The 24,468-nt window shown below is 41.0% G+C and carries 19 protein-coding genes and 1 tRNA gene; 19 read left to right on the top strand and 1 reads right to left on the bottom strand.

Annotated features, from left to right (window positions below):
* From ACS3UD_RS09770 to ACS3UD_RS09720, 11 genes are all read left to right on the top strand, one after another.
* Positions 1-1,116 (top strand): S-layer homology domain-containing protein, encoded by a 1,116-nt coding sequence (locus tag ACS3UD_RS09770; protein ID WP_308139790.1) that lies wholly within the window; start codon positions 1-3, stop codon positions 1,114-1,116.
* Positions 1,117-1,332: 216 nt separating this feature from the next.
* A tRNA-Leu gene (locus tag ACS3UD_RS09765) sits at positions 1,333-1,419 on the top strand.
* Positions 1,420-1,517: 98 nt separating this feature from the next.
* Positions 1,518-2,102, top strand: a complete 585-nt coding sequence (locus tag ACS3UD_RS09760) for a GrpB family protein (RefSeq protein WP_308139791.1) — start codon at positions 1,518-1,520, stop codon at positions 2,100-2,102.
* Positions 2,103-2,283: 181 nt separating this feature from the next.
* Complete coding sequence (locus ACS3UD_RS09755) at positions 2,284-3,576, top strand: sensor histidine kinase (protein WP_308139792.1); 1,293 nt, start codon at positions 2,284-2,286, stop codon at positions 3,574-3,576.
* Entirely contained in the window at positions 3,573-4,262 is a 690-nt protein-coding gene (locus ACS3UD_RS09750) for a response regulator transcription factor (protein ID WP_308139793.1), read from the top strand. Before ACS3UD_RS09755 ends, ACS3UD_RS09750 begins: the two co-directional genes overlap by 4 nt.
* Before the next feature lie 134 nt (positions 4,263-4,396).
* Positions 4,397-4,702 (top strand): hypothetical protein, encoded by a 306-nt coding sequence (locus ACS3UD_RS09745; protein WP_308139794.1) that lies wholly within the window; start codon positions 4,397-4,399, stop codon positions 4,700-4,702.
* Positions 4,699-10,431, top strand: a complete 5,733-nt coding sequence (locus tag ACS3UD_RS09740; RefSeq protein WP_308139795.1) for an S-layer homology domain-containing protein — start codon at positions 4,699-4,701, stop codon at positions 10,429-10,431. The genes ACS3UD_RS09745 and ACS3UD_RS09740 overlap by 4 nt, the downstream gene beginning before the upstream one ends.
* Entirely contained in the window at positions 10,432-10,689 is a 258-nt protein-coding gene (locus ACS3UD_RS09735; protein ID WP_308139796.1) for a LysM peptidoglycan-binding domain-containing protein, read from the top strand.
* Between the two features lie 157 nt (positions 10,690-10,846).
* A complete protein-coding gene (locus tag ACS3UD_RS09730) occupies positions 10,847-12,169 on the top strand; it encodes an IS3 family transposase (protein WP_308139797.1) in 1,323 nt (440 codons plus the stop codon).
* Between the two features lie 256 nt (positions 12,170-12,425).
* On the top strand, positions 12,426-13,253 hold the full coding sequence (locus ACS3UD_RS09725; RefSeq protein WP_440977619.1) for a site-specific integrase: 828 nt from the start codon (positions 12,426-12,428) through the stop codon (positions 13,251-13,253).
* A gap of 153 nt (positions 13,254-13,406) precedes the next feature.
* A complete protein-coding gene (locus ACS3UD_RS09720) occupies positions 13,407-14,324 on the top strand; it encodes an alpha/beta hydrolase (RefSeq protein ID WP_308139799.1) in 918 nt (305 codons plus the stop codon).
* Positions 14,325-14,463: 139 nt separating this feature from the next.
* Here the strand turns inward: ACS3UD_RS09720 and ACS3UD_RS09715 are convergent, their stop codons facing one another.
* Positions 14,464-14,619 (bottom strand): hypothetical protein, encoded by a 156-nt coding sequence (locus ACS3UD_RS09715; protein WP_440977767.1) that lies wholly within the window; start codon positions 14,617-14,619, stop codon positions 14,464-14,466.
* Between the two features lie 165 nt (positions 14,620-14,784).
* Between ACS3UD_RS09715 and ACS3UD_RS09710 the strand changes: the two genes are divergently transcribed.
* From ACS3UD_RS09710 to ACS3UD_RS09675, 8 genes are all read left to right on the top strand, one after another.
* Positions 14,785-15,441: a response regulator transcription factor gene (locus ACS3UD_RS09710; RefSeq protein ID WP_308139800.1), complete on the top strand. Its 657-nt coding sequence runs from the start codon at positions 14,785-14,787 to the stop codon at positions 15,439-15,441.
* Positions 15,441-16,802 (top strand): sensor histidine kinase, encoded by a 1,362-nt coding sequence (locus ACS3UD_RS09705; protein ID WP_308139801.1) that lies wholly within the window; start codon positions 15,441-15,443, stop codon positions 16,800-16,802. Before ACS3UD_RS09710 ends, ACS3UD_RS09705 begins: the two co-directional genes overlap by 1 nt.
* Before the next feature lie 88 nt (positions 16,803-16,890).
* Positions 16,891-18,285 (top strand): ABC transporter substrate-binding protein, encoded by a 1,395-nt coding sequence (locus ACS3UD_RS09700; RefSeq protein ID WP_308139802.1) that lies wholly within the window; start codon positions 16,891-16,893, stop codon positions 18,283-18,285.
* Positions 18,286-18,328: 43 nt separating this feature from the next.
* Positions 18,329-20,059 (top strand): ABC transporter permease, encoded by a 1,731-nt coding sequence (locus tag ACS3UD_RS09695; RefSeq protein WP_308139803.1) that lies wholly within the window; start codon positions 18,329-18,331, stop codon positions 20,057-20,059.
* Between the two features lie 72 nt (positions 20,060-20,131).
* Positions 20,132-21,253, top strand: a complete 1,122-nt coding sequence (locus ACS3UD_RS09690; RefSeq protein WP_308139804.1) for an ABC transporter ATP-binding protein — start codon at positions 20,132-20,134, stop codon at positions 21,251-21,253.
* Positions 21,254-21,524: 271 nt separating this feature from the next.
* Positions 21,525-22,400 carry a M23 family metallopeptidase gene (locus ACS3UD_RS09685; RefSeq protein WP_308139805.1) on the top strand — a complete coding sequence of 292 codons (876 nt, stop codon included), beginning with the start codon at positions 21,525-21,527 and terminating at the stop codon, positions 22,398-22,400.
* A 326-nt stretch (positions 22,401-22,726) separates the two neighbouring features.
* Positions 22,727-23,701, top strand: a complete 975-nt coding sequence (locus tag ACS3UD_RS09680) for a serine hydrolase domain-containing protein (protein ID WP_308140097.1) — start codon at positions 22,727-22,729, stop codon at positions 23,699-23,701.
* 387 nt (positions 23,702-24,088) lie between these two features.
* Positions 24,089-24,400, top strand: coding sequence for a hypothetical protein (locus tag ACS3UD_RS09675; protein WP_308139807.1), 312 nt, complete (start codon positions 24,089-24,091; stop codon positions 24,398-24,400).
* Positions 24,401-24,468: the final 68 nt, after the last annotated feature.

The raw sequence follows: 24,468 nt of genomic DNA, 5'->3' as shown, positions 1-24,468 counted from the left end.
ATGAAATGTAAATTATTGAGCTTTTTTTTAACTTTTTTGATGGTGGTAGTTCTATTACAAACTACTGCGTTTGCATTACCGGACGATGTGCCGTCAAAATTAGAAGCGCCAAAACTGTTAAGTGTTGAATTAAAAACAGAAGAAAGTGGTGATCATAAAGGTCAACCATATTTTGAATTTCAAGTACAAATACCACAGAGCATTATCGATTTGGATAAAGCACAACCAACAGACGGATTTGTACTTATTGATTATTTTGCTAATATAGATAATCAAGGGTTTGAGAAAGCTGACGGAGGTCATTTGGAAACTTTGACGGATACAGAATATATAGTTCCGGGCAAAACAAATACGTACTATTTTTATTATTATCCTGATGATGAAGGAACGATGGAGGAAGTATTAATAAAAGACAGGCAGCATGCTTTTAAAGCTCAATTCTTTTATCAATATTATTATGGAGAACCTAATGAAGACGGAGAATATGCATGGGATTATATTGAATCTCCATTTTCTAATGAAGTATCCATAGGATCTGGCGACTTTTATTCAAAGGCTAATGAATGGGCAAAACCTGAGCTACAAAAAGCCGCCGATTTGGGGCTTATACCGGGTATTCTTAATGGTGCAGATATGACAAAACCTATTAACAGAGAGGAATTTTGTGAGCTGTCTGTATTGCTATACGAAAAGGTGGCAGCTGAAACAAGCCAACCTGTTTCAGTAAATCCATTTACAGATACGACAAATACACAAATTTTAAAGGCGTATAAATTAGGAATCACATCTGGCACATCAGCGACTACCTTTTCTCCAAAGGTGTTAATAAACCGTGAGCAATGTGCAGCTATGCTTTTCAGAGCAATTAAAGCCATTAAGCCGGACGAAGATTATAGTATTGAGGGAGTGAAAGATTTTCCCGACCAAAATAATATTTCAACATGGGCGGTTGAAGCAACAAAGTATATGTCTAAAGTTGGTATTATTACAGGGGATGCGCAGGGAAACTTTATGCCGAAAGCCATCACAACGGCGCAGGAAGCCGCAAGTTACGGCATGGCTACAAGAGAACAGGCGATAGCTTTAAGTGTGAGAACGTATGAGAAGTTAAACTAAAGTATCAGCTCCAGACATCTGAGATATTCTGATAAAAAAACATAGCAATACGGATATTAAAATATCCGGCGAGGTAAATAGCCAGCCACAAAACGTGGCTGGTTTGATATTTTACTTTCTGGATTATTTTCCAAGAGAATTTTCCTTAAATTTTTGCAAAAAAAAGGTTGATTAATTTATTTAAATATGATAATATACTTGAGCGACATAAATTATGCGGATGTGGCGGAATTGGCAGACGCGCACGGTTCAGGTCCGTGTGAGAGCAATTTCATGCAGGTTCAAGTCCTGTCATCCGCACCATAAATAAAAATACAGTTTAAGGATTATCCTAAATTGTATTTTTTATTTTTGCATGTTATAATAAGGTGAAGATTATTTATATTAGGTGGTGGAAGATTGTGAAAAAAGATTTTACCGATGTTACAAGTGAAAGCGAATCAGAAAGGCTCGGTAAATTGTATCCAGTAGTACTTTCAGAATACAATCCAAATTATATACAATCATATCTTGAAGAAAAATCATTTTTACAACAGTGTTTTGGTGACATGATTTTGCGTATTAGCCATATAGGTAGTACTGCTGTACCAAATCTTATTTCTAAACCTACGATTGACATTTTAGTTGAAATAAAAAAAGATGTCAGTCTAACAAACATAACTGAAAAGCTAAATAAAAAAGGATATATTGTAAATAGACCACCAAATGACCTTATTATGTATATTAAAGGTTATGGCGAGAAAGGTTTTGAGGGGCAAGTATTTCACATACATGTCAGAGAATTAGCTGACCATAACGAACTGTATTTTAGAGATTATCTAATTGCACATCCTGAAACAGCAAAAGAATATGGTAAACTTAAACAAGCCATACAGCAAAAATATAAACATGACAGAGATGGTTATACTTTTGCTAAAAGTGAGTTTATTTCTCAAATCACAAAATTAGCAAGATGTGAATTTAAGGATAAATACAACCCAATCTAATGAGCATAATCTTGCGTTACAGTTCAAGTCCTTTTGTTAAACACGCACTCGCATCTACAATTACCAACTCACTCAGAAGATTAGGTCAAAATGGATACAGGGCTGAAAAAGCCAGTGTTTATGCGGCCTTGCGAGGGTTTTGAATGAACTCACGCAGAAAAAGTTGTCAAGGAGGTCGTACATGAAAAACCAAATCATCAAGTTCTTACATACCTATTTTGACCACACCCTTGATTTGCGTGTGCGTATTTTTAATGTGATGGTGCTAATTAGCGCCTGCTTCTGTCTGGTCATTGCCTTTGTAAATACCTTTGCAGGCATTGGGATGGTGGGTGTGTTGGTGGATGTAGCGGCGGCAATCTTTTGTATCATGCTCCTGCTTCAAGCAAAAAAGCCGAGGCGAGCTGCAGTTTGCCGTTTGATTTTTATCCTTATTTCCTTTTTTGCGCTATTTCCTTATCTCTTTTTCAATATGGGCGGCTACCACGGTGGCATCCCGACCTTCCTTATTTTTGCCCCTGTATTTACGGTCTTTCTTTTGGAGGGAAAAACTGCTGTCATTGTAACTACATTAGAACTTGCCCTCTATGCTGGGCTGTATCTGTTCGCCTATGTAAATCCCCAGAGCGTGACCATGTTTGCTGAGGAAAGCGGCTTTCTTGTCAGCAATTTGATGGATCTCTTGGTGGTGAGCATTGCTTTGTGTACGACCATGTACGCACAGGTCAGCCTGTACCGAGCGCAGCAGAAACGAGTGGACGAGCAAAACGCTGTTTTGGCGCAAGTCAATCAGGCAAAGACGCAGTTTTTGGCGAACACCTCCCATGAGATGCGAACACCCTTGACGGTTATTTCAGTTAATATTCAAACGGTGATGGGACTGCTCAAGCGGATGGACTGCGTGACCGAGGATGGAGAAGCACAGGAGCTTTTGCAGGATGCGCAGGCAGAAATTATGCGCCTTAGCCGCATGGTTGAGGGAATGCTCTCCCTCAACGTCATTGCCGATAGCACGGAAAAAATTAAAACCAATTTCTCTGCACTGCTGGGGAACACAACAGAGATGATGCGACTGCTGCTTGCCAAACATGACAATGCGCTTGTTGCGGAAATCCCCGATGAGCTGATAGTCTTTGGAAATGCCGATTTACTGTCGCAGGTCATCATCAATCTCCTGCAAAATGCTACCGCACACACTAAAAAAGGCATGATTTGTCTGAAAGCCGCGCTCAATGACGGTGAAATAGTCATCACAGTAAGCGACAACGGCTCCGGCATTTCGTCCCAGCTCCTGCCCCATGTGTTTGAACGAGGTGTCAGCGAGGGTGGCACCGGCTTTGGCCTGTTTCTCTGCAAGACGGTGGTGGAATCCCACGGCGGCAGAATTGAAATTGAAAGCGAGAAAGGTTGCGGCACAACGGTTACCTTTACGCTGCCCATCTATCAGGGACAATTCGGAGGTGAGGATGCATGATAGAAAAGAAAAATATGAACAAGCGGATCATGCTTGTGGAAGACAACGAGAAAATTATGCAGGGCAACAAGCGGATGCTGGAATGGGAGGGCTACACCATTGATACCGCTGTGACCTTGGCTGAGGCATATACAAAGCTGAGAGAAAATCGCCCGGATTGCATCGTGCTGGACATTATGCTTCCTGACGGCAACGGCCTTGACCTTATGCGGGAGCTGCGGGAAAGCACAAACGCAGGCATTCCCATTTTGCTGCTCACCGGACTGAATGCACAGGAGGATATTCTGCGGGGACTTCGCAGCGGCGGTGACGATTACCTCACCAAGCCCTACGACTTTACCATTCTATTGGCACGGGTGGAGGCGCTGCTTCGCATGGCAGAGCGTGTGCCGGAGCGCATCACAAAAGGCCACCTGACACTGGATGTGTCGGCAGGCATTGCCCTTTTGGATGAAACCGACCTGCTACTGGCAAAAAAAGAATTTGCCCTGTTGCTGATTTTTGTGCAGAACCCTGAGCGCATGATTGACGGGGAATATCTCTATGAAAAGGTATGGAATCAACCCATGAGCGGGGATGCCAACGCCCTCAAAAGTACCATCAAGCGCCTGCGCAGCAAAATTGAAGGCAGCGGATGGCAGATTAAGTGGTCACGAGGTGAGGGCTACTGCTTTGAAAAAGAATAAGAATTCGCCCGTGATAAAAACTTTCCGGTGGCGAGAGTGTCATTTTTGACACTCTCGCCACTTTTTGCTTTCTGCTCTTATATAATGGTTTTGTAAAGAGAATCACAAAGTGATTTGTTAGGAGGAGATAGAATATGACATGGAAACCGACAGAAGTAGAACTGCCTACCATTACAAAGGTGGATTCGCTGGATGGGGATTGTTTCGACATTTTGCTTTCCAACGGCCACAGCATTTTTTTAGAGCTGGGTGACAGGATAAGCGAACCTGCCTTTCAAAGGCTTATTGAAAAGCGGCTGTTTGACCGCCCACAGACAGACGGAAAGCGGCTCTATTGGGTGGACGGTCCCTCGTTCACAGTGGCGGAGATTTTCGCCATGCTGGCGAAGGACAAAGAGAAGCAAGAAACACAAAATTTGAAGGGAGATGAAACAAAATGAAAAAAACACGAGCAAGATTTTTAAGCCTCCTGCTGACGGTGTGCATGGTGATGAGCCTGCTGCCAACGGTGGCGTTTGCGACGGAGGGCGGTACAACCATCGGTGCGTCCAGCCTGTGTGAGCATCACGAGCATACAGAGGATTGCTACACCGATGAGCTGACCTGCGACATTGTGCGGGACAGCGGGGAGCCAGAAGCTACAGAGAACAATGCAACTCACATCCACGGCGCGGAGTGCTACGAAAGCACCCTCGACTGCAAGTTTGTCTGTGAGGACTGCGCCGCAGTCCCAAGCGACAAGCAGATGCGCAGCGCTGTCCCCACCGGCAAGAATATTGCTCTGGCGGAAACGAGCGGAGGAGGACTGACCACCGCCGCAGACCTTAAAGCGGCGCTGGAAAGCACCACACCCGCAGCCATTCAGGTGGCAGCAGACATTACAATGAGCGCCGTCGGCATCAATGTAGGTGCAGACCACACGCTGAATATCGCAGAGGGAAAAACGGTTTTAACTGATGCCGGTACGCTCACAATCCCGGACGGCAAAACTCTAACCCTTGCCGGAACGGGTACACTAAACGCAAATCCGGCAACAGGCGGGATTGGCATTATGGTTGTCGGAACATTGAATCTCAGAAGCGGCAGTAAGCTGTCTGCAACTAACGCTGCCGATGGTAGTGTTGGTATCCATCTGGATTCTTCCGGTTCGCTGATAAGTGAGGGAGGTAGTATTACCGTATCTAACATTTATGGCGACGGCATTTCCGCCGTTGATGGGGCGCGCATGATCCTTAATAGCAGTAACGTTATAGTGGAAAACAGCGGTATAAACAGCAAGGGTATCTATGTTCCCGACCTATCCCTCACCGGTAGCACGGTGAATATCGTCAATACGGCAGGGACAGGTATTGAGGTTGTTGGCGGCACTATGACCATTGATAATTCCACCGTCAGCATTGATATAGGTGGTGACACGGGAATTTTGATAGACTACGCTACCCTCATCGGTGCAAACGGGGGCAAACTGAACCTTCATCAGGGAGCAAAGCTAAAAGTAGGCGCAAGTGTGCTCATGGATGGTGCCTATATCTATCCAAATAACAACGTGGTTACGGTAGCGGCGGCAAGCGACACACCAGCTAACAACAAGGTCACAGCAGGTGAGTATATTTGGGATGGCACCTACTTTCACAAAGAGGCCGTTGCAGCACCTGCCTACACCATAAGTGGCACGGTGAGCGATGCAAACGGCGGTCTTGCGGACTCTTTGGTACAGCTATATGACTATCGAGGCGCCACTGTGGGCAGCTCTGTCACCACCGACAGCAATGGCGACTACACTATTTCGAATGTAGGAAATGGCACTTCCTATGCAATAACTGTCAGTAAAGCAGGCTATAAAACAGGTTACTTTAATTATTTTGACGTAACCGACGCCAATGTAACAGGCAAGGATATTACCCTACAACCCCTTGGAACCGCAAGCTATCTCCTCAAGCTGGGCGCAACAGAAATTGACGCCGACAGCGCCACACAAATTAACGGCGAGGGCTATTCCTATCTCTACGATGCCGATACCTATTCGGGAACGCTGACCTTATACGGATATACCAACAACACCATCGGCACAACAACCGACAGTGATGATTATGTGGTTCAGTCCGCCCTTTTTGCTAACTTCCCCCTTACCATCGTTTTGCAAGGTGAGAATAATCTTCATTCAAGTAATACCACCGATGCCGAGAGTGCAGGCATTTATATGGATAACGCTCCCTTGACTATCCGAGGAAGCGGCACATTGTATGCATTTGCTGACGATGCTGCTGGCAACGACAGTAGCAGCTATGGCATCTATGCTCAGGAGCTTACCGTTGAAGGTGGAACTACCCATGCCCAAAACGGCAATTCAGATATAGCCATGGGCGCCATAGATTGTGGCGATATCACCGTCACCGGCGGCACAGTCTCCGCAACGGGCATGGTTGTCGGTATCTCCTGTGCGAACTTGACGGTCAGTGACACCGGCAATATTGAGGGACGCTCCCGGACAGAAGTTGGTATCGAGGCAACAGGTACGCTCACCGTCAGTGGCGAAGCCATAGTCAGCGGAGTCAGTGGAGCTAACCGCAACAGCATTGGCATTGATGCCAAGGCAATTACCCTCAGTGATAATGGAATAATCGTTGGCACAGGCGGCACAGCCGATGGTGATGGTGCCGGAAGCTACGGCGTCTATGTGAACAGCGGCACTGTCCGGGTGACGGGTGGTCAGCTCCAAGGCACAGGCGGAAATACCACAGGCACAGATGGTGAAAGCTATGGTGTGTATTTTGTAGTTAGTGGAACCTCCTCCATCAGTGGTAGTGGTGAAATTTTGGGCATTGCAGGGCAAGGTACAGGTACTTCCGTAGGGATTTCTTTAAAAAGCAAGGAAACTAATGCCATGAACCTTGTAAGCCTAAATCGTGACGGCTCAGATCTAATTGAGATACCTGCAGACAAAGAGATAACCGACTACCCTTACGCTATTCAATATATCCCGGTTGCTACCGGCTTTGCCTTTTATCGAGATGGTGTAAAGCTGGAAGCGCAAAGCAATTCCATCAAAATCCCTGCTGAATCCTCATCAACGGTACGCTATCTATACAAAGACCTTGACCAGTTTGGCATGGCAATGGACACTGCCGTTGGCTGGGTACAGGAGGGTACACTGCCTAGCGATGTAACGGTGGGCACAGCAAATAGCTATGGTATTCCTGTTACGGTGCCAAAGGGTGCCTCTACAGGCAGCTTTGACTTGCTTGCAAAGAAGGATGGCAAAACCCTCGGAACTCTGACAGTCAATATTGTGGATAAGGTTGATGTATCAAACGATATCACCTTTACAGGCGGCACTGCCACCTACACAGGAAATGCGCTTTCCCACGAAACAGCCGTCTTTAACGGCACAGAAAATGGCACAGGCACATTTACCTACACTTACACCGTTGTTGGAGGCACTACAGGTGATTTGAACGCAGACGGCAAGCCTGTGGGTGCAGGCATGTATAGTGTAGACGCTGTCTATGAGGACGATACACAGCGAGGCGAAGAGTGTGCCTTCCTCACTGTAATCAAGGCAACCCCTGTTATTACAGGTGTCAGCGTGGAGAACACCCCCATCTATACCACCTCGGTTGTGATTTTAAGCCATACCGACAGCAATTCGGGCATACTGGCATTTGACTATGGGCAGATTCTTACCGTGGGAACAAAGGATTATAACTGGACATTTACCCCGACCAATACGGAAGATTACAACAATGTAACAGGCACGGTATCCATCACCGTGGTGGAGGATGATATTGTCAGCCTTGCAGTGACCACTCCACCCGCAAAAACTACCTATCAGCATGGTGAAACCCTTGAACTGACAGGGCTTGTGCTGACCGCAGCCCTTACAAGCGGTTCCACTGTAAGAGTGGGATATAACGACATGAGCGTGACCTACCAAAACGGAACTGCGTTCCAAGCAGGTGACACTGCTGTCACCTTGGGCTATGGCGGTATGACTGCCACTCAAGCAGTAACGGTTAACAAGGCGGAGTACACAGGCCTCAAAACTGCCACAGGCTTTGTGCTTACCACAGGGGAAGTAGCTGAGATGACACTCCCTAACTTGCCCGACGGTGCAAGCTATGGCGCACCAACTGACGGTGGCGGTACCATCACCATGACCGATATGACCCTCATTGGCACAACAACTATCGTCTACACTGCCTCTGCAAGCACAGCAGGGCAAACAGGCACCATCACAATCCCTGTAACAGGGGGAAGCTACTACAATGATTACAGCGTTACAGTAACGGTGACCTCCACCGACAAACAGCTACAGAATATCTCCTATGCTGTGGGAAGTGTAAACAAAACCTATGGAGAGATATATACCAATGAGCTTACCAAAACAACCGTAGACGGTGAAATTACCTACGCAAGCAGCAATACCAGCGTGGCAACGGTAAACAGAAACACAGGCGAGGTAACCCTTAAAGGTGTAGGCAGTGCCACCATTACAGCAACCGCAGCCGAAACAGCAACCCACGCACAGGCGACTGCAATATATTCGATAACGGTGGCGAAAAAAGACATGGTTGTAAGACCTTCCAGTGGCAGCATTGAATCCAATCAAAGTATGCCAATCTTTGGCTGGGAGATAGAAGGTAGATTACCAAATGATATTCTCAACCCAACCAATCCCGATGCCATTGCAATGGAGGCACAGGAAAACGGAGTGCCGCTAACCACTGTCAAGGTAGGTGTATTTGATATTGTCTTTACCACAGAACCAACCTTTGGAGAGACAGTAACGAAAAACTATAACATCACCATCGGAACAGGCACTCTGACCGTAACACAATATAGCTCGGGCGGCGGTGGCTCCACAGGCGGCGGCAGCAACACAACAGTAACCACCCCACCTGCTACCACCGAAAATCCGAACCCGCCTACCCAGGTCACAGCAACCGTAAAGCCGACAGTCTCTGGCGACACGGTAAGTGCGAATGTGTCCGAAAAGGCGGTGGATAACGCCATCGCAAAGGCGCAGGCGGAGGCTAAGAAAAACGGCACAACAGACAATGGTATTGTGGTGGAACTCAAGGTGGATACCCAAAATACCAAAGCTGAAAACATCAGCACAAGCCTGCCGAAAGGAAGCGTAGACGCACTGGTGAGGGCAGAAGTAACGGAACTTCGTATCACAAGCGGAATTGTTAAGATCAGCTTGAATCTGGACGCCTTAAAGGAAATTCAGAAGCAGCTTGGCTCTGATATTTCCGTTACAGCGAAAAAGATAGATAACAGCACCCTTTCCGCAGAAGCAAAGAAGATTGTAGGCGACAGGCCTGTTTATGACCTTTCTATCACAGGCAACAACGGCAAAAAAGTCACAGACTTTGGCGATGGCAAGGTTTCCGTTTCAATACCATACACCTTAAAGCCGGGTGAAAACCCTGCCAATGTGGTGGCTTACTACATCGACAGCTCCGGCAAGGTACAGGAAATGCCCAACTCGGTCTATGACCCTGCAACCAAAACACTCAGCTTTGTCACCGATCACTTCTCCAAGTTTGCGGTTGGCTATAAGTCCGTAAATGTGAGCTTTACCGACATCACAAACCATTGGGCAAATGAGAGTATCGAATTTGTGGCCGCCCGTGGGCTGCTGAACGGCACAGGAGAGGGTAAATTTTCTCCGGATATCTCTATGACAAGAGGAATGTTTGTTACAGCTCTTGGCAGACTGGCTGGCGCAGATGTTATCAGCTACAAAACCAGCAGTTTCACCGATGTCAAGGCTGGCAGTTACTACCTCGGCTACATTGAATGGGCAAGCAAGAACGGCATCGTAAACGGCACTGGCGACGGTAAGTTTGCACCGGATCAGGCCATCAGCCGTGAACAGATGGCAGTTATCATGGCAAACTACGCAAAGGCAATCGGCTTTGAGCTTCCAAAGGTACACGCTGAAAACATCTTTGCAGACAACGCTAAAATTGGAAGCTACGCAAATGACGCAGTAAAACAAATGCAGATGGCTGGCATCCTCGCAGGCAAAAACGGCAATCAGTTTGACCCGCAAGGGACGGCTACCAGAGCCGAGGTCAGTGCAGTCCTCAAGCGTTTCGTGGAGCTTGCCATCAATAGTGACACCGCACAGGGCTGGACGCTCAATGACAGCGGCAAGTGAATGTACTATGAAAATGGGAAGGCTGTTACAGGCACGAAGAACATTGACGGCATCACCTATACCTTTGACCAATATGGCGTGACCGCCGATGCTCCAAAGAACAGAAAATATACCACCTATGTTGTGCAAAGGGGCGACAGCTTCTGGTTGATTGCCTACAATGTAGGCTGTACAATGGCAGAGCTGGAACAGCTCAACAATCAGAGCAGGTTTTCCATCATTCACCCCGGGGATGTGTTAAAAATTCCAGCGAAGTAATATTGGCAATGACACTCTAAGATGGCTTTGGCCACGCAGTAAATAAAAAAGAAGCCAGTGAGCAGCATTAAAATGGATCCTATAGAGTAGACAATAAAAAAAGTCTATTACTATAGGATTTTTTTATGTACAATATAATAGAAAGGTTGTGAATATAGTGAGTAAGAAATCATTTTCTGATGAAGAGATTGATATATTATCAAAGAATAAATATGTAAAGTCAGCAAGTAAACGTGGGATTACTTATACAGATGAATTTAAATCGTTGTTTATTGCTGGCTATAGTAATGGAATTTTGCCAACTCAAATTTTTATTGATGCAGGATTTGATATAGATTTATTAGGTAATGATAGAATTTGGAGTGCAAGCAAAAGATGGCGTAAATCATACAAGAAGTCTGGTGAGCTAGGGCTTAGAGATACCAGAAAATTTAATAGTGGTAGACCTTTAAATCATGAGTTATCTGTGGAAGAAATAATAGTTAAAAAAGATGCCGAAATAGCATACTGGAAAGCCGAAGCTGAATTATTAAAAAAAATCGAGCTGCAAGAAAGGCAGGTGAAAAAAGGTAAATTGAAAGCAGCTATTATCTTTAAACTTATTCAGAAAATCATATCCAAGTACAACTTTAAAAATATGGTTACCCATTTATGCAAAGTAGCTGAAGTATCAAGATCAGGTTATTATAGTTACATAAAATCATCTGAACATAGAAATATACGAGAACAAAGAAATCTACAACTAAAAGAGGTGATTTTGAAAGCTTTTAATCACAGAGGATACAAGAAAGGTTCTAGATCAATTAAAATGGTTCTAGATAACGAATTCAATTTAATAATTAATAGAAAATGCATACAGAGAATTATGAGAAAGTATAACATCAAATGTCCTATTAGAAAAGCAAATCCGTATAGAAGGATGATGAAAGCAACTAAAGAACATACTGTTGTGCCTAATCTTTTGAATAGAAACTTTAAGCAAGAGATTCCTGGGAAAGTTCTATTAACGGATATAACGTATATTCCCTATGGAACATCTTGTATGGCATATCTATCAACTATTAAAGATGCATCAACAAATGAAATACTATCATATAATTTATCTAATCGTATTACTCTTGATATAGTAACTGAGACTATAGAAAAATTAATGATATTACATAAAAACTTATTGCATAAAGGTGCCTTTATACATTCAGATCAAGGAGCTCACTATACTAGCCCAAGATTTCAAAAACTACTGAAGATATATAATCTTGGACAATCCATGTCAAGAAGAGGGAATTGTTGGGATAACGCTCCTCAAGAATCATTTTTCGGTCATATGAAAGATGAGATAGATTATAAAAATTGTTCCACATTTGAGGAATTACAGCTTAAAATAGATAATTATATGGAGTATTATAATAACTTTAGATATCAATGGGGATTAAAAAAGCTGACTCCTATACAATATAGAAATCAGCTTTTAGCTGCCTAGACTTTTTCAAAATGTCCTTGACTTGGGATCCATTTTACATTTGCCACTGGCTTCTTTTTCTGTAAGTGCAAATCGCATTATGCTACACGCTATTGGCAAAAGAAAATTGAAAACCATTACAGCAGACCATCTGCAAAAGTTTTTTGATTCTCTTTCCTCTGCTCAACCATTATCAAACGGAAAGAAGTCAACCCCACTGTCGGCAGGCAGTCTTAATGTTTATGCAGCAGTGATGAGAGGTGCATTTCGCTTTGCGGTGTTCCCAAAACAACTGATTACCTTTAATCCTATGCAATATGTAGTGCTTAGAGGAAGTCAAGATGATTTTGAAATGTTTAGCAGCGATGGAGATGGAGAAGTAGGAAAATCCCCAGTAGTGACTGACGAGCAATTTAAGCAGATGTCAGAGTATTTGCAGGGAACGAACAATCCGGCATTGCTCCCTATACAAATTGCTTACTACACAGGATTAAGACTTGGCGAGGTTTGCGGCTTGACTTGGCAGGATATTGACTTGGAGGGAAAATACTTAACAGTTCGGCGAAGTGTATGTTATAATAATACTCGAAAGGCTATGACAATCGGACCGACAAAACGCAAAAAGATACGCACCGTGGATTTTGGGGATACATTGACAAGCATACTAATACAGGCAAAGAAAGAGCAGCAGAAAAATAGAAAGCAGTACGATGAGTTATATCGTCAAAACTACTATACCATAGAAAAGGTCAAAAACCGCACTTACTATTATCTACATTCGCAGCCTGTGACAAGCAGTGTGCCGGAAGAATACAATGACATTTCCCTCGTTTGTCTGCGACCAGATGGAACATTAGAAGCCTCAAGAACAATTACAGGTATGTGCCTTACCCTAAAGAAAAAAGTTGAAGGCTTAGAGAATTTTCATTTGCATCAGCTCAGACACACATACACCAGTAAGTTGTTATCAAATGGAGCTGCACCAAAAGATGTGCAAGAGTTATTAGGGCATTCTGATATTAACACAACGATGAACATTTATGCCCATGCTACAAGAGAGTCAAAACGGAACTCTGTGATGCTACTCGAAGCGGCTACGATTTAATTTGAAAGTATAGTTTCCCTTATAGATTTCTGATAAGAGAAAAAACAAGGGAAATAAGGGATAAAACCCCCAAGAAAAACCCGATAAACCCAGTGTTTTCAAGGGTTAAGGCGAAAGGGGTAAAGATAATTTATATAATGTGGAGAATATAGTATGTATAATAATGATAATACATGGAGAGAAATGCAATCTTTCCTGCCTGTTGAAAATAGATTGACCTCGAAAAATATGCCAGATGAGTATTATTATAAAATAGATAATATTAATCTGCACATCGACCATTATAGAACAGACAAGCCTAAAGCAACCATAGTTATATTTCACGGTGTAGGTGGTAACGGGAGGTTACTCTCATTCATTGCTGTGCCTTTGAGCCAACAAGGATATGAAGTTATTTGTCCAGATTTACCCTTATACGGCTATACGAAGTATAATGGTGAAATTTCCTATCAAACATGGGTAGATTGTGGAACTGAAATCGTTAGCCATTTTCGTAAAAATAATATTCCTCTTTTTGTATTTGGGCTAAGCGCAGGTGGTATGCTTGCATATCAGGTAGCATGCAGATGTTGTAAATTAAATGGCATAATAGCTACTTGTTTATTAGATCAACGTATTCCACTTGTTACGCAAAAAACTGCCATCAGCCCATTGGTAGCCAAACTATCTAAGCCATTTTTAAAATTATTAAATCAGCCCCTTGCAAAAGTAAAGCTACCTATGAAAGCCGTGAGTAATATGAAAGCAATTGTAAATAATAGAGAGCTTGCAAAACTGCTTATGGCAGATAATCGCTCATCAGGAACTAAAGTATCTATTGCTTTTTTATACACAATGCTTAACCCACAAATTGAAATAGAAGCAAATCAGTTTCATAAATGTCCGTTATTGTTAGTTCATCCAGAGAATGACCGATGGACGGATATATCTTTAAGTCGACTTTTTTTTAATAAGCTAAGCTGTAAGAAAGAACTAATTATGCTTGATGGTGCTGGGCATTTTCCTATAGAAACTGAAGGTTGCAAGAATTTAGAAATTGCTTGCATAAGATTTATTGAAAAATACAGCTAATGAGCATAACCCTTACCTTGCGTGTGAGTTTAAATCTCGTCGCTAAAAGTGTACTCACATCGTTTTACTACCAACTCTTTCAAGTTATAAGCTACATTTTTGTTGGTGATAAACCAATGAAGGTGTAGTTTTTTTTATTTTAAAAGGATAAGGCAATGCGAAATCTCCAACTAGAATATTTAAGAATACGAGTTTTTTGTATAGAAGGAGTAAGCTTAATTAAATCCTTAGAATTAGGAGTAGATTGAGCATAAATACCATAATATCTAACCATTTTAAATTGTCTATCGGGAATATGAATAATAAGTGTCTTGATAAAATCAAAGGCAGGAATAGAAACAACAACTCTTTTGCAATCGATAAAACGTGTTACGCAATCCAGTAAAGGATCATGTACTGATTAATTGCTTTACGATAACACTCATGATACAATCAAGATACATTTGAAAGGAGTTGCCTTATGATTAAAATTCTAATTGTTGAAGACCAAGTTGCTATACGTGAGTTAATTGCAATTAATTTAAGCAGAATGGGATATGACTGTGCAGTTGCTCACAATGGGAAAATTGCTGCAGACTTGATTGAAAAGAATACATATGATCTCATTCTGCTGGACATTATGCTGCCTGAAATTGACGGATATGAATTGATAAAGTATATTGAACCGACAGCTACCCCAGTTATTTTTATTACTGCCAAAGGCAGCTTAAAAGACCGTGTAAAAGGGCTGCATATGGGAGCTGATGATTATATTGTTAAACCCTTTGAAACGGAAGAGCTAATGGCTCGGGTAGAAGCTGTGCTACGCAGGGTAGGCAAGGGAAAAACATTGCTCGAAATTGATAATGTTAAAATAGATATTATCCAGCGAACCGTAAAAAAGGATGTGCAGCCTGTTCTTTTAACAGTTAAAGAATTTGATTTACTTGTAATGCTCGTGCAGAATAAAAATATTGTTCTTTATCGTGAACGGTTATATGAAAAAATATGGAATGAAGAATGGCAAGGAAATACCCGCACGATTGATCTCCACATTCAACGCTTGCGAAAAAAGTTAGATTGGGCGAATAAAATTCAGACGGTTTACAAATTAGGATATAGGCTGGAGGTGGAATAGTGAAGCTATGGGCGAAGCTGACATTAGCCATATCACTGATTGTTATTGTCTTGTTTTCTATATTTGGACACCTTATCATTCAAAAAAGTTTTGATTTTGCTATGGAGCAGATTATACGCCAGTATCAAATGCAGCATGCGAATTATCGCATTTTTATAGAAAAAGAAGTATACGGAGATGAATCGAATTTCGATGACAATTTACAAGCACTCTATGAAACAATGAAGCTTATAGGCGGCTTAAATCGCACAGCTCTTTATACCGATGAAAATGAAATGTTGTATTCTTCGTATGAAATGATTACGGATATAGATTTCATAGAAAAACTGATTGACTTAAAAGATGGGTACCGAATAAAAGAGTATTCTGATAGCTTTATTTTAGGAGTTATCTCGACATTCATTGTAGAAAAAAAAGAAGTTTATTTTATCACAGTCAATGATATCAGCGATGTGTTTGTACAAAAAGAAATACAATATAGACAAGCTCTATTGCTCGATATTGTGTTGCTTATCTGTGTCATAATTTGCGTATGGATTTTATCTAAATATATTACTTATCCGATTCAGAAGCTATCCAATATTAGTGAACGAATAGCAGGCGGCTCCTACGGTTACAGAACTCATATAACCTCCAATGATGAGGTAGGAGTGCTGGCGCAGAACTTCGATAAAATGGCAGAGGCCGTTGAAGAAAAGATAAACTTTTTAGAGCAGGCGGTTTGTTCCAGAGAGGACTTTGTTGCAAATTTTTCTCATGAACTGAAAACACCCATGACCGCAATTATGGGCTATGCTGATATGCTGAGAAGCCACGAAAACAGCCCTGAAGTTCAGATCAAGTCTGCCGATTACATCTATAAAGAAAGCAAACGAATTTCCGAACTTTCCTTGAAACTGATGGACTTAATGGGGTTATCCGATGAGCATATTTCCATAGAGCCGGTAGATGTCCAAAAGCTAAAGATCAATACTGGAGAACACTTTATTTGGAATATGCAGCCTGCTACTGTTTGTGCAGATAAAATCCTCATTATTTCGCTACTGAAAAACCTTTGCGACAATGCCGAAAAAGCAGAGGCAACCGAAATCCTCATCAAAGGATATTTAGAAGAAAACAAGTATAAAATAACGGTTAGTGATAATGGAAAAGGCATTTCTGAAAAAGATATGTCCAGAATAAAAGAACCGTTCTATACAATTGATAGATCTCACGCCGGAATAAATGATGGCTTCGGTTTAGGGTTGACACTTTGCGAGAGAATAGCAAATCTCCACGGCACCTCCCTAATACTCGAAAGTGTGATTGGATTTGGCACGACTGTAGGGTTTGAACTCCAACTACATGAACCGGAACAATGATTCCAGCGATTTTATGATACAAGTTTGAAACAACTCTTTGTTAAACTGTTTTCAGTTGCAAAGAGTTGTTTTTTTAAGGAGTGGATATATGAACAGGAATCTCAAAAAATCAATCATTTTTATTCTGTTGATCGGAGTGCTCGTTTTGAGTGGCTGCTCCAATCAAGAATCTGATGAATATAAAAGAACAGAAGAAAACAGTAAAGTTGAGGCTTTATCCGGAACCTTGACGGTCAGCACCTACTATGATGCTGTGATTATGAACCATGCACAGGATTTTATGGCGCTTCATCCCAATGTGAAAATTGAAATGGAAGTGCCGGACATGGGCGAATGGGAATCTGAAAACCTTGAGCAGTACGGTGTGCGTACCGCCATAGAAATTATGAGTGGAAACGGAGCCGATCTCATAGACCTATCCCATTTTTCAGCATATCGGTACGCCGGAAGTGAGCTGCTCTGCAATCTATATGATTTTATGGATAGCGACCCTAATTTTAATAAAGCAGATTATTATACGAACATTTTTACCGCAAAAGAAATTGATGGCGCACTGTATACAATGCCCTTTTATTTTACTTACGACATGATGTTGGTCAGCCGTCCTTTAACAGAGCGACTTTCCGTCAATTATGATGTATTGGATTATGAATCCATACTTGATATATACGAGTCTGTACTTTCTCTTGGACTTTACCCGGAGCCTCGTATTATGCCAGGGATTGTGAAAGAATATTTTTGGAGATATGAATTTCCGGCATATTACAATGCACAATCAGGAGAAGCATGGTTTGACAGTGACGAGTTTGTAGAATATTTAGAAAAAACCAATACGATTGTAACTCCCTATGAACCTGTCTATAAAGAGTGGGACAAGACTCGTATTGCCGGCGATGACAGCTTTATGAAATCTGACTATGTATTCTGCAGCTTAGAGGTTACAGCCATTGATGTCTATAATCTTTTAGCCGATTATACCAACATACCGGCACCAGTTCCGATTGTAAGCAGCGGTGGGGATGCTATGTTCAGATCAATGCAGGCTGAATACGGCATCCCAACGAGCAGCGCCAACAAGGAGCTTGCATGGGAGTTTTTGAAATTTTGTGTGGGGGAGAAATCTCCTCCCGACTCTTCTGACAGAGAAAGGGCACAAGAGTATGTTATGAATTATCACACTTTGGTGCCAATCAATATTAACAATTTTCGGCATGCATTTCGCTTGCAGTGCGAACTGGATATCGATATGTTCGGAGATTCTATCCAGTGGAAAGAGATTAATCCCAAAGATGGAATAGATGAGATGCTTGCCCTTGTCCATGAATGGAACTTACAGCGCAACAGAGAAGCATCTGAAACGGAACTATACTTTTTGATCAATTCAGACTTAGAAAATTATTACTATTATGACCTTGCTACAGCCGAGGAAACCGCCTCTATTATTCAATCCAGAGTTGCTGCCTATTTGGGAGAGCAGAGATAAGAGGTGCGCTTTAGGTGTAAAATAAGCGGGAAAGGAGTAACTAATGAAATTTAAAAAGAGCCTGCCGTATCTCCTGCCCAGCCTTGCTGGATTATCTGTGTTTTACCTCATTCCCTTAGTGCTGTCACTTTATTATGCATTGATTAATAATATGGGCAGCAAAGAATTTATCGGATTGCAAAATTTCATAAATACGGTTCAAAATCAAATGTTTCAAAAGGGTTTATTTAATACCGCTGTTTTTATGATTATTAGTATTCCAGTTTTGATTGTTATTGCTTTGCTCATTGCACTGCTGCTAGAAAGAATGCTGCGTGGACAAGGTATCTTGATGACTGTATTGATGTTCCCGATTATCATTCCTTCCGGTGTAACCGTACACTTCTGGAAGTCAATTTTTGATATAAACGGGCTAATCAATAAAATATTGTATAGCCTTGAATTTCCTATTATCAATTTTACAAGCAGCGGGTGGGCAATCTTAATTCCGATTATCATATATCTCTGGAAAAATACAGGATTTGCAGCGGTGGTTTTTTACGCAGGGATGAAAAGAATTCCGATGGAATATTACGAGTACGCCAACTGCACAGGAGCAAGTCCGTGGCAGCAATTTTACCACATTACATGGACTTATCTTTCTCCGATCACATTTGTTGTTTTGGTTTTGTCGTTTATAAATTCCTTTAAAATATTTAAGGAACTCTATATTCTCTATGGGAATTACCCTCCGGATCATCTGTATACGTTGCAGCACTATATGAATAACCAGTTTTTCAGCTTTAATATGCAGAAGCTGACTGCCGCATCTTATATTCTAATTTTTTTGGTTGGCATGGTAATTTTTGCTTTGTTTTACAGACAGAAAAGGCTGTCGAATGCCTTTACCTCTCTCGAATTAGGCGGACATCTACCAAAGACTCAGACAAAACGCTCATCAATTATCAGCCATTTACCCGCTGTTATGATTGCACTTGCTATATTGCTTCCTTTGCTTTTTACAATTTCTAACTCTATCATGAGCAGTCATGAGGTTGTGAACCGGTATACGACAGAAGTAACGGCCTTTAACGCTTTGGATTTAGCAAGGAATGGTATGCATTTTGTAAACATAGGATTTTACCCGAACAATCCAACATTGGAGCAATACCAGAACCTTTTGTTCGATCATTCTACATATTGGCGGTTTTATGGAAATTCCATCTTTATGACCCTGCCTATTGTGCTGGGGCAATGCATTGTTTCATGCCTTGCGGCCTACGCATTCGAGAGGATGCAATGGAAATATAAAGAAGTTCTGTTTTTCGGATATATTGCAATCATGATGATGCCGCTGCAGGTCCTATTGGTGTCCAATTATTTGGTGGCAGACTTTTTGAATCTTCGAGATAGCTATGCTTCCATCATTCTTCCGGGAATTTTCAATCCGTTAGGTGTCTTTTGGATTCGGCAGAATATAAAAGGATTTCCGCAAGAATGCATTGAAGCAGCAGAGCTAAGCGGCGCTTCCGAAGGTCAAGTGTTTCGCTCCATTGTTTTGCCGAACTTGAAACCGGCCGTTATCTCCCTCTTCGTCTTGACATTTGCTGATTATTGGAATGTCATAGATCAAGCGGTAGTGTTAATAAAATCTATCCATAAACAGCCGCTATCTATGCATTTGGGCAGTATGCTCAGCACGGAACCTGGGATGTTTTTTGCGGGAGCCTGCCTATATCTTATCCCCGCTGGTTTTGTCTTTTTCATAGGTAAAAATTATCTGATTGACAGCTAGATAATTCCTGTTCATAGAAATAAAAAGTAAATCTTATTTTAGTAACTATCATTTGAAAGGAGAGGAGCAAATATGGCAAATTTATCACTCAATCATGTTTATAAAGAATATCCCTGTGGGTTTGCTGCTGTTTCAGACTTCTGTTTAGAAGTAGCAGATAGGGAGTTTATTGTTTTGGTCGGGCCGTCCGGCTGCGGCAAATCTACGACACTTCGAATGATTTCCGGCCTGGAAGAAATCTCAAAAGGCGAGCTTTATATCAATGGTCGCATGGTTAATAAACTTGCTCCCAAAGACCGTAATATTGCTATGGTCTTTCAGAATTACGCCTTATATTCCCATATGACTGTGTTTGATAATATGGCGTTTGCCCTAAAGATTCACAATACCTCCAAGAATGAAATAAAGCGACGTGTAGAGGAAACGGCAAATATGCTAGGTATACTCAGCTTGATGAACCGTATGCCAAAATCGCTGTCTGGAGGGCAAAAACAGCGTGTGGCTTTAGGCCGTGCCTTAGTTTGTGAATTTGAAGTTTTCTTGTTTGATGAGCCTCTATCCAATTTGGATGCTAAACTTCGTGGGCAGATGCGGACTGAGCTGATTAGGCTACACAAAAAGCTGAATACCACTTTTATATACGTTACCCATGACCAGACAGAGGCTCTTACTATGGGCGATCGCATCGTGGTAATGAAAGACGGATTTATCCAACAGGTTGGTACACCGCAGGAGCTGTACTATTCCCCGTGCAACTTGTTTGTAGCGGGATTTATCGGTTCTCCGTCCATGAATTTTATAAATGGTATCCTAACGCATGACGAAAGCAGATACTATATCACTATTGACAGCAAAGGACACTCTTGTGAAATAAAACTTCCGGAAGATATCAGCAAGGATCAGTCTATAAAAGGATATATCAGAAAAGAAGTTGTTATGGGTATTCGCCCGGAAAATGTATATGTGGATGGTTCATTCGTTTCCGGTTCTGACGCCGATAGTATTACCTGTCATGTTGATATTGCGGAAACAATGGGCGCAGACAGCTTCCTTCACCTAAGCTTTGGAAACAATATCATAATTGCGCGGACATCCTCGCACACAGATATTTGTTCCGGAGATACTATAAAAGTGCAGATGGATGGTACCCAAATACATATTTTTGATAAAAAAACCGGGAAAGCCATTTTATGATTAATTCGTTGTGATCAAAATAGTAAAGAAATTTTTATGCTTCTACATTTGCTGTTTAAGCAAAGCCCTATAAACGGTAGATTTCTTACGTTTCTACTAAATTATGATGCTCTATTTGAAAATAGTTTTATTGGAATTCAAAGCTGCATCTATTTTGTACTAACGACACAACAAAAAGTTATGTGCGAGAACTAAACTCATATATTACTTTTTTCTTTTATATATGATAAAATTAAATAAAGATTATTTACATATCATGTAGGAGGTCCGTATGCATTATATATATTTCTTTTCTAAGTATGCAAAGTGGTTGGGTATCATAGCTTTTATAGGAACACTGTTTAGCAATTCACCTATTTTAAAAATGCTTTGTTTATTTGGATTATTTGTGCTTATAGAAATGACACTTGATTTTTCTGTATATAAGTGTTCATTCTTGCAAGTAATAGGTATGTTTAAAGTGAATAAAAAATATAAAAATAATATGCCGTCGGTGGATAATTATAAATGTAAAGTTGAATACGATTTACCGTTCAAAGGGAAATGGACGGCTGTAAATGGTTGTTTCACAAAAGAATACTCTCATTCATGGGGTATTCCCACACAGCGATATGCTTATGATTTTATTATCTTAGATGAAAATGGAAAATCATACAACAGAGCCTTCAATCAAAGTGAAAATTATTATTGCTATGACAGAGATGTTTTATCTCCTGCCGATGGTGTAATTGTGGAAGTTTTGAACAATGCCAAAGACAGCTTAATTTTCAAAAGAGGTCAATTTTATTCTAGAGCCAAACATATTGCAGGAAATTATGTTGTAATAAAACACGATAAACAAGAATACAGCACATTAGCACATTTAAAAGAAGACAGTATAAGTGTCGAAGTTGGAGAAACTGTTTCACGAGGACAACCCATTGCTAAGTGTGGTAATACAGGAAATTCAACCGAGCCACATCTGCATTTTCAACTACAAACAGGGCAAAGCTTTTATAGTAGTGCTGGGCTTCCGATACATTTTAGAAAGATTCTCCTTTCAAATGTTGAAAATTATGAAAAATTTGACTCAAGACCACACATGGAAATTAGTCAAATTCCTGCTGGATATGTGACAAGGGGTTTTAATGCAGAAAATTTGCAATAGCTATTATTAGCATAATCTCTCATATGTCAGTTCAAGTCCAGTTTCCAAAATGCAATGACAAAATTATTAACCGTTAAACACAAGTTATAAACTGTATTTTTGTTGGTAGAGACCAATGAAAATGCAGTTTTTTTAAGTGAGAAATATTTTAAGGTAGAATTCAAAGTGGGTTGCATCTTTGAGATTAAGGGAGTTTTAATGTGATGGTTTTAGGTGATTGTGCAGTAAAATTAAAGATTTTAAAAAAGTTCTTGCAATCAATTTTTAATGGCCTTATCCTTTATTTGAGGATATCCTTCACAACTCAAAGGAGGAAATTAAATTATATGAATTATGAAAAAATGAACGAGCTTGAAAAAACAATCAACAATGATTATAACAATATTACTGGTATAGTTACGTTAAAAAACGGTGAAGCGGTATATGAAAATTATTTTAACGGATATACAGCCGATAACGCCATTCATGTATATTCGGTGACAAAAAGCATTTTTTCAGCGCTGATTGGCATTGCCATTCATAGGGGGTATATTAAAAGTGTCGACCAGAAGGTATTAGACTTTTTCCCGGATTATACGGTAGCCAAAGGCGAAGAAACGATACAGCGTATTACGATCAGAGATATGCTGACCATGACCGCACCCTATAAATATGATTCAGAACCGTACGAAAAGTTCTTTACAAGTCCGAACCCAATTCGAGATGCACTCGATTTATTAGGCGGAAATGGAACTATAGGGGAATTCAATTATTCTGCTATCGGTGGAACCCATATTTTGTCGGGCCTTTTGGTAAAAGCTACGGGGCAACAAATACTTAATTTTGCTACAGAACATTTATTTTCACCACTGGGAATAAATGTTCCTCAAAATATTGTATTGCGGAATCAAGAAGAGCATATCGCCGTTATGAATGATAAAAGCACCTATGGCTGGGTTGTTGACCCGCAGGGAATCAACATGGCAAGCTGGGGCCTTTTTCTAACACCTGCGGACATGGCGAGAATAGGTCAGCTATATTTAGATGGTGGCATGTGGCAGGGAAAACAAGTTGTACCGCCCACGTGGATAGACGAAAGCACCAAAGAGCATAGCCGCTGGGGAGAGTTGTCTTATGGCTATCTATGGTGGGTTATTGACGAGAAAGAGCATATTTACACCGCTTTGGGAGACGGTGGAAATGTAATTTACATCAATACAAAGAAAAAATTGGTGGTTTCTATTGCTTCTCTTTTCATACCAAATGCTAAGGACAGGATAGAGTTTATTAGAGAGCATATCGAACCAATATTTGAGGATTGAGTGTGATGAATTTTCATTTATCATAGAATATGCTAGATTTTTCATAGGTAAAATCGCCCTGCTGATTGTAAATTAGCGGGGCGGCCCTCTTTTTGACATATAATTAGCTCTTACGCTCGCTTTGTACGAAATATAAGTGACATAAAATTTGTGCAAGCAGAATAATATTATTTTTCTTTTATCTATGATTAAATTAAGTAAAGATTATTTTTATTTGGCAAAAGAGAACAAACATGAGGAAACTGGCGTTCTCATACCTGCAATAATTTTCGCGATTTTCTATGGCTGGGTAGCTTTAGACGGAATAGGTTCTATACCCCCTATTGTTATAGTTTGGTTAGTTTTATTTTGTATTGCAGGTGCCTTGTTTTTGCGCTTAAGGAAGTTTTGAAGGAATTAAGTAAACAAATTACTACTATTCTTGTAAAACGAAATAAATCGAATAAAAAATTAAAAAGTAAATATAAAATTAATTTATTTCTTGAAGCAGGTTTTCTTCTATCCTTCAGCAAACTTAAGCATAATACTGTAAATATTCCCATTATTTGCACAAAGCTAATTGCTTTATTCATCGGTGCAATATATAATATATACAATACTAATTCGGCAAAATATATTTTTATGGGCTATATGACAACGAAAGAAACAACGGAAAAATGGGCAATCACTCTACGCTGGGCACAGGTGATTTGCGCTTAGGGAAGATATTGGATGCTATTTGGCCAACGTTGTGTAGTGAGCTATTGATATAGAATTGAACTAGAGAG

The sequence above is a fragment of the Sedimentibacter sp. LTW-03 genome, from assembly GCF_052059825.1.
GTDB lineage: Bacteria > Bacillota > Clostridia > Tissierellales > Sedimentibacteraceae > Sedimentibacter.
This window is presented reverse-complemented; position numbering and strand designations above follow the sequence as displayed.

What these genes read in the sequence shown, in the direction of transcription:
- ACS3UD_RS09680 (WP_308140097.1), top strand. Translation starts at nt 22,727, where the DNA reads ATGAATTATGAAAAAATGAACGAGCTTGAAAAAACAATCAACAATGAT.
- ACS3UD_RS09710 (WP_308139800.1), top strand. Translation starts at nt 14,785, where the DNA reads ATGATTAAAATTCTAATTGTTGAAGACCAAGTTGCTATACGTGAGTTA.
- ACS3UD_RS09700 (WP_308139802.1), top strand. Translation starts at nt 16,891, where the DNA reads ATGAACAGGAATCTCAAAAAATCAATCATTTTTATTCTGTTGATCGGA.
- ACS3UD_RS09745 (WP_308139794.1), top strand. Translation starts at nt 4,397, where the DNA reads ATGACATGGAAACCGACAGAAGTAGAACTGCCTACCATTACAAAGGTG.
- ACS3UD_RS09695 (WP_308139803.1), top strand. Translation starts at nt 18,329, where the DNA reads ATGAAATTTAAAAAGAGCCTGCCGTATCTCCTGCCCAGCCTTGCTGGA.
- ACS3UD_RS09720 (WP_308139799.1), top strand. Translation starts at nt 13,407, where the DNA reads ATGTATAATAATGATAATACATGGAGAGAAATGCAATCTTTCCTGCCT.
- ACS3UD_RS09685 (WP_308139805.1), top strand. Translation starts at nt 21,525, where the DNA reads ATGCATTATATATATTTCTTTTCTAAGTATGCAAAGTGGTTGGGTATC.
- ACS3UD_RS09740 (WP_308139795.1), top strand. Translation starts at nt 4,699, where the DNA reads ATGAAAAAAACACGAGCAAGATTTTTAAGCCTCCTGCTGACGGTGTGC.
- ACS3UD_RS09735 (WP_308139796.1), top strand. Translation starts at nt 10,432, where the DNA reads ATGTACTATGAAAATGGGAAGGCTGTTACAGGCACGAAGAACATTGAC.
- ACS3UD_RS09770 (WP_308139790.1), top strand. Translation starts at nt 1, where the DNA reads ATGAAATGTAAATTATTGAGCTTTTTTTTAACTTTTTTGATGGTGGTA.
- ACS3UD_RS09750 (WP_308139793.1), top strand. Translation starts at nt 3,573, where the DNA reads ATGATAGAAAAGAAAAATATGAACAAGCGGATCATGCTTGTGGAAGAC.
- ACS3UD_RS09690 (WP_308139804.1), top strand. Translation starts at nt 20,132, where the DNA reads ATGGCAAATTTATCACTCAATCATGTTTATAAAGAATATCCCTGTGGG.
- ACS3UD_RS09755 (WP_308139792.1), top strand. Translation starts at nt 2,284, where the DNA reads ATGAAAAACCAAATCATCAAGTTCTTACATACCTATTTTGACCACACC.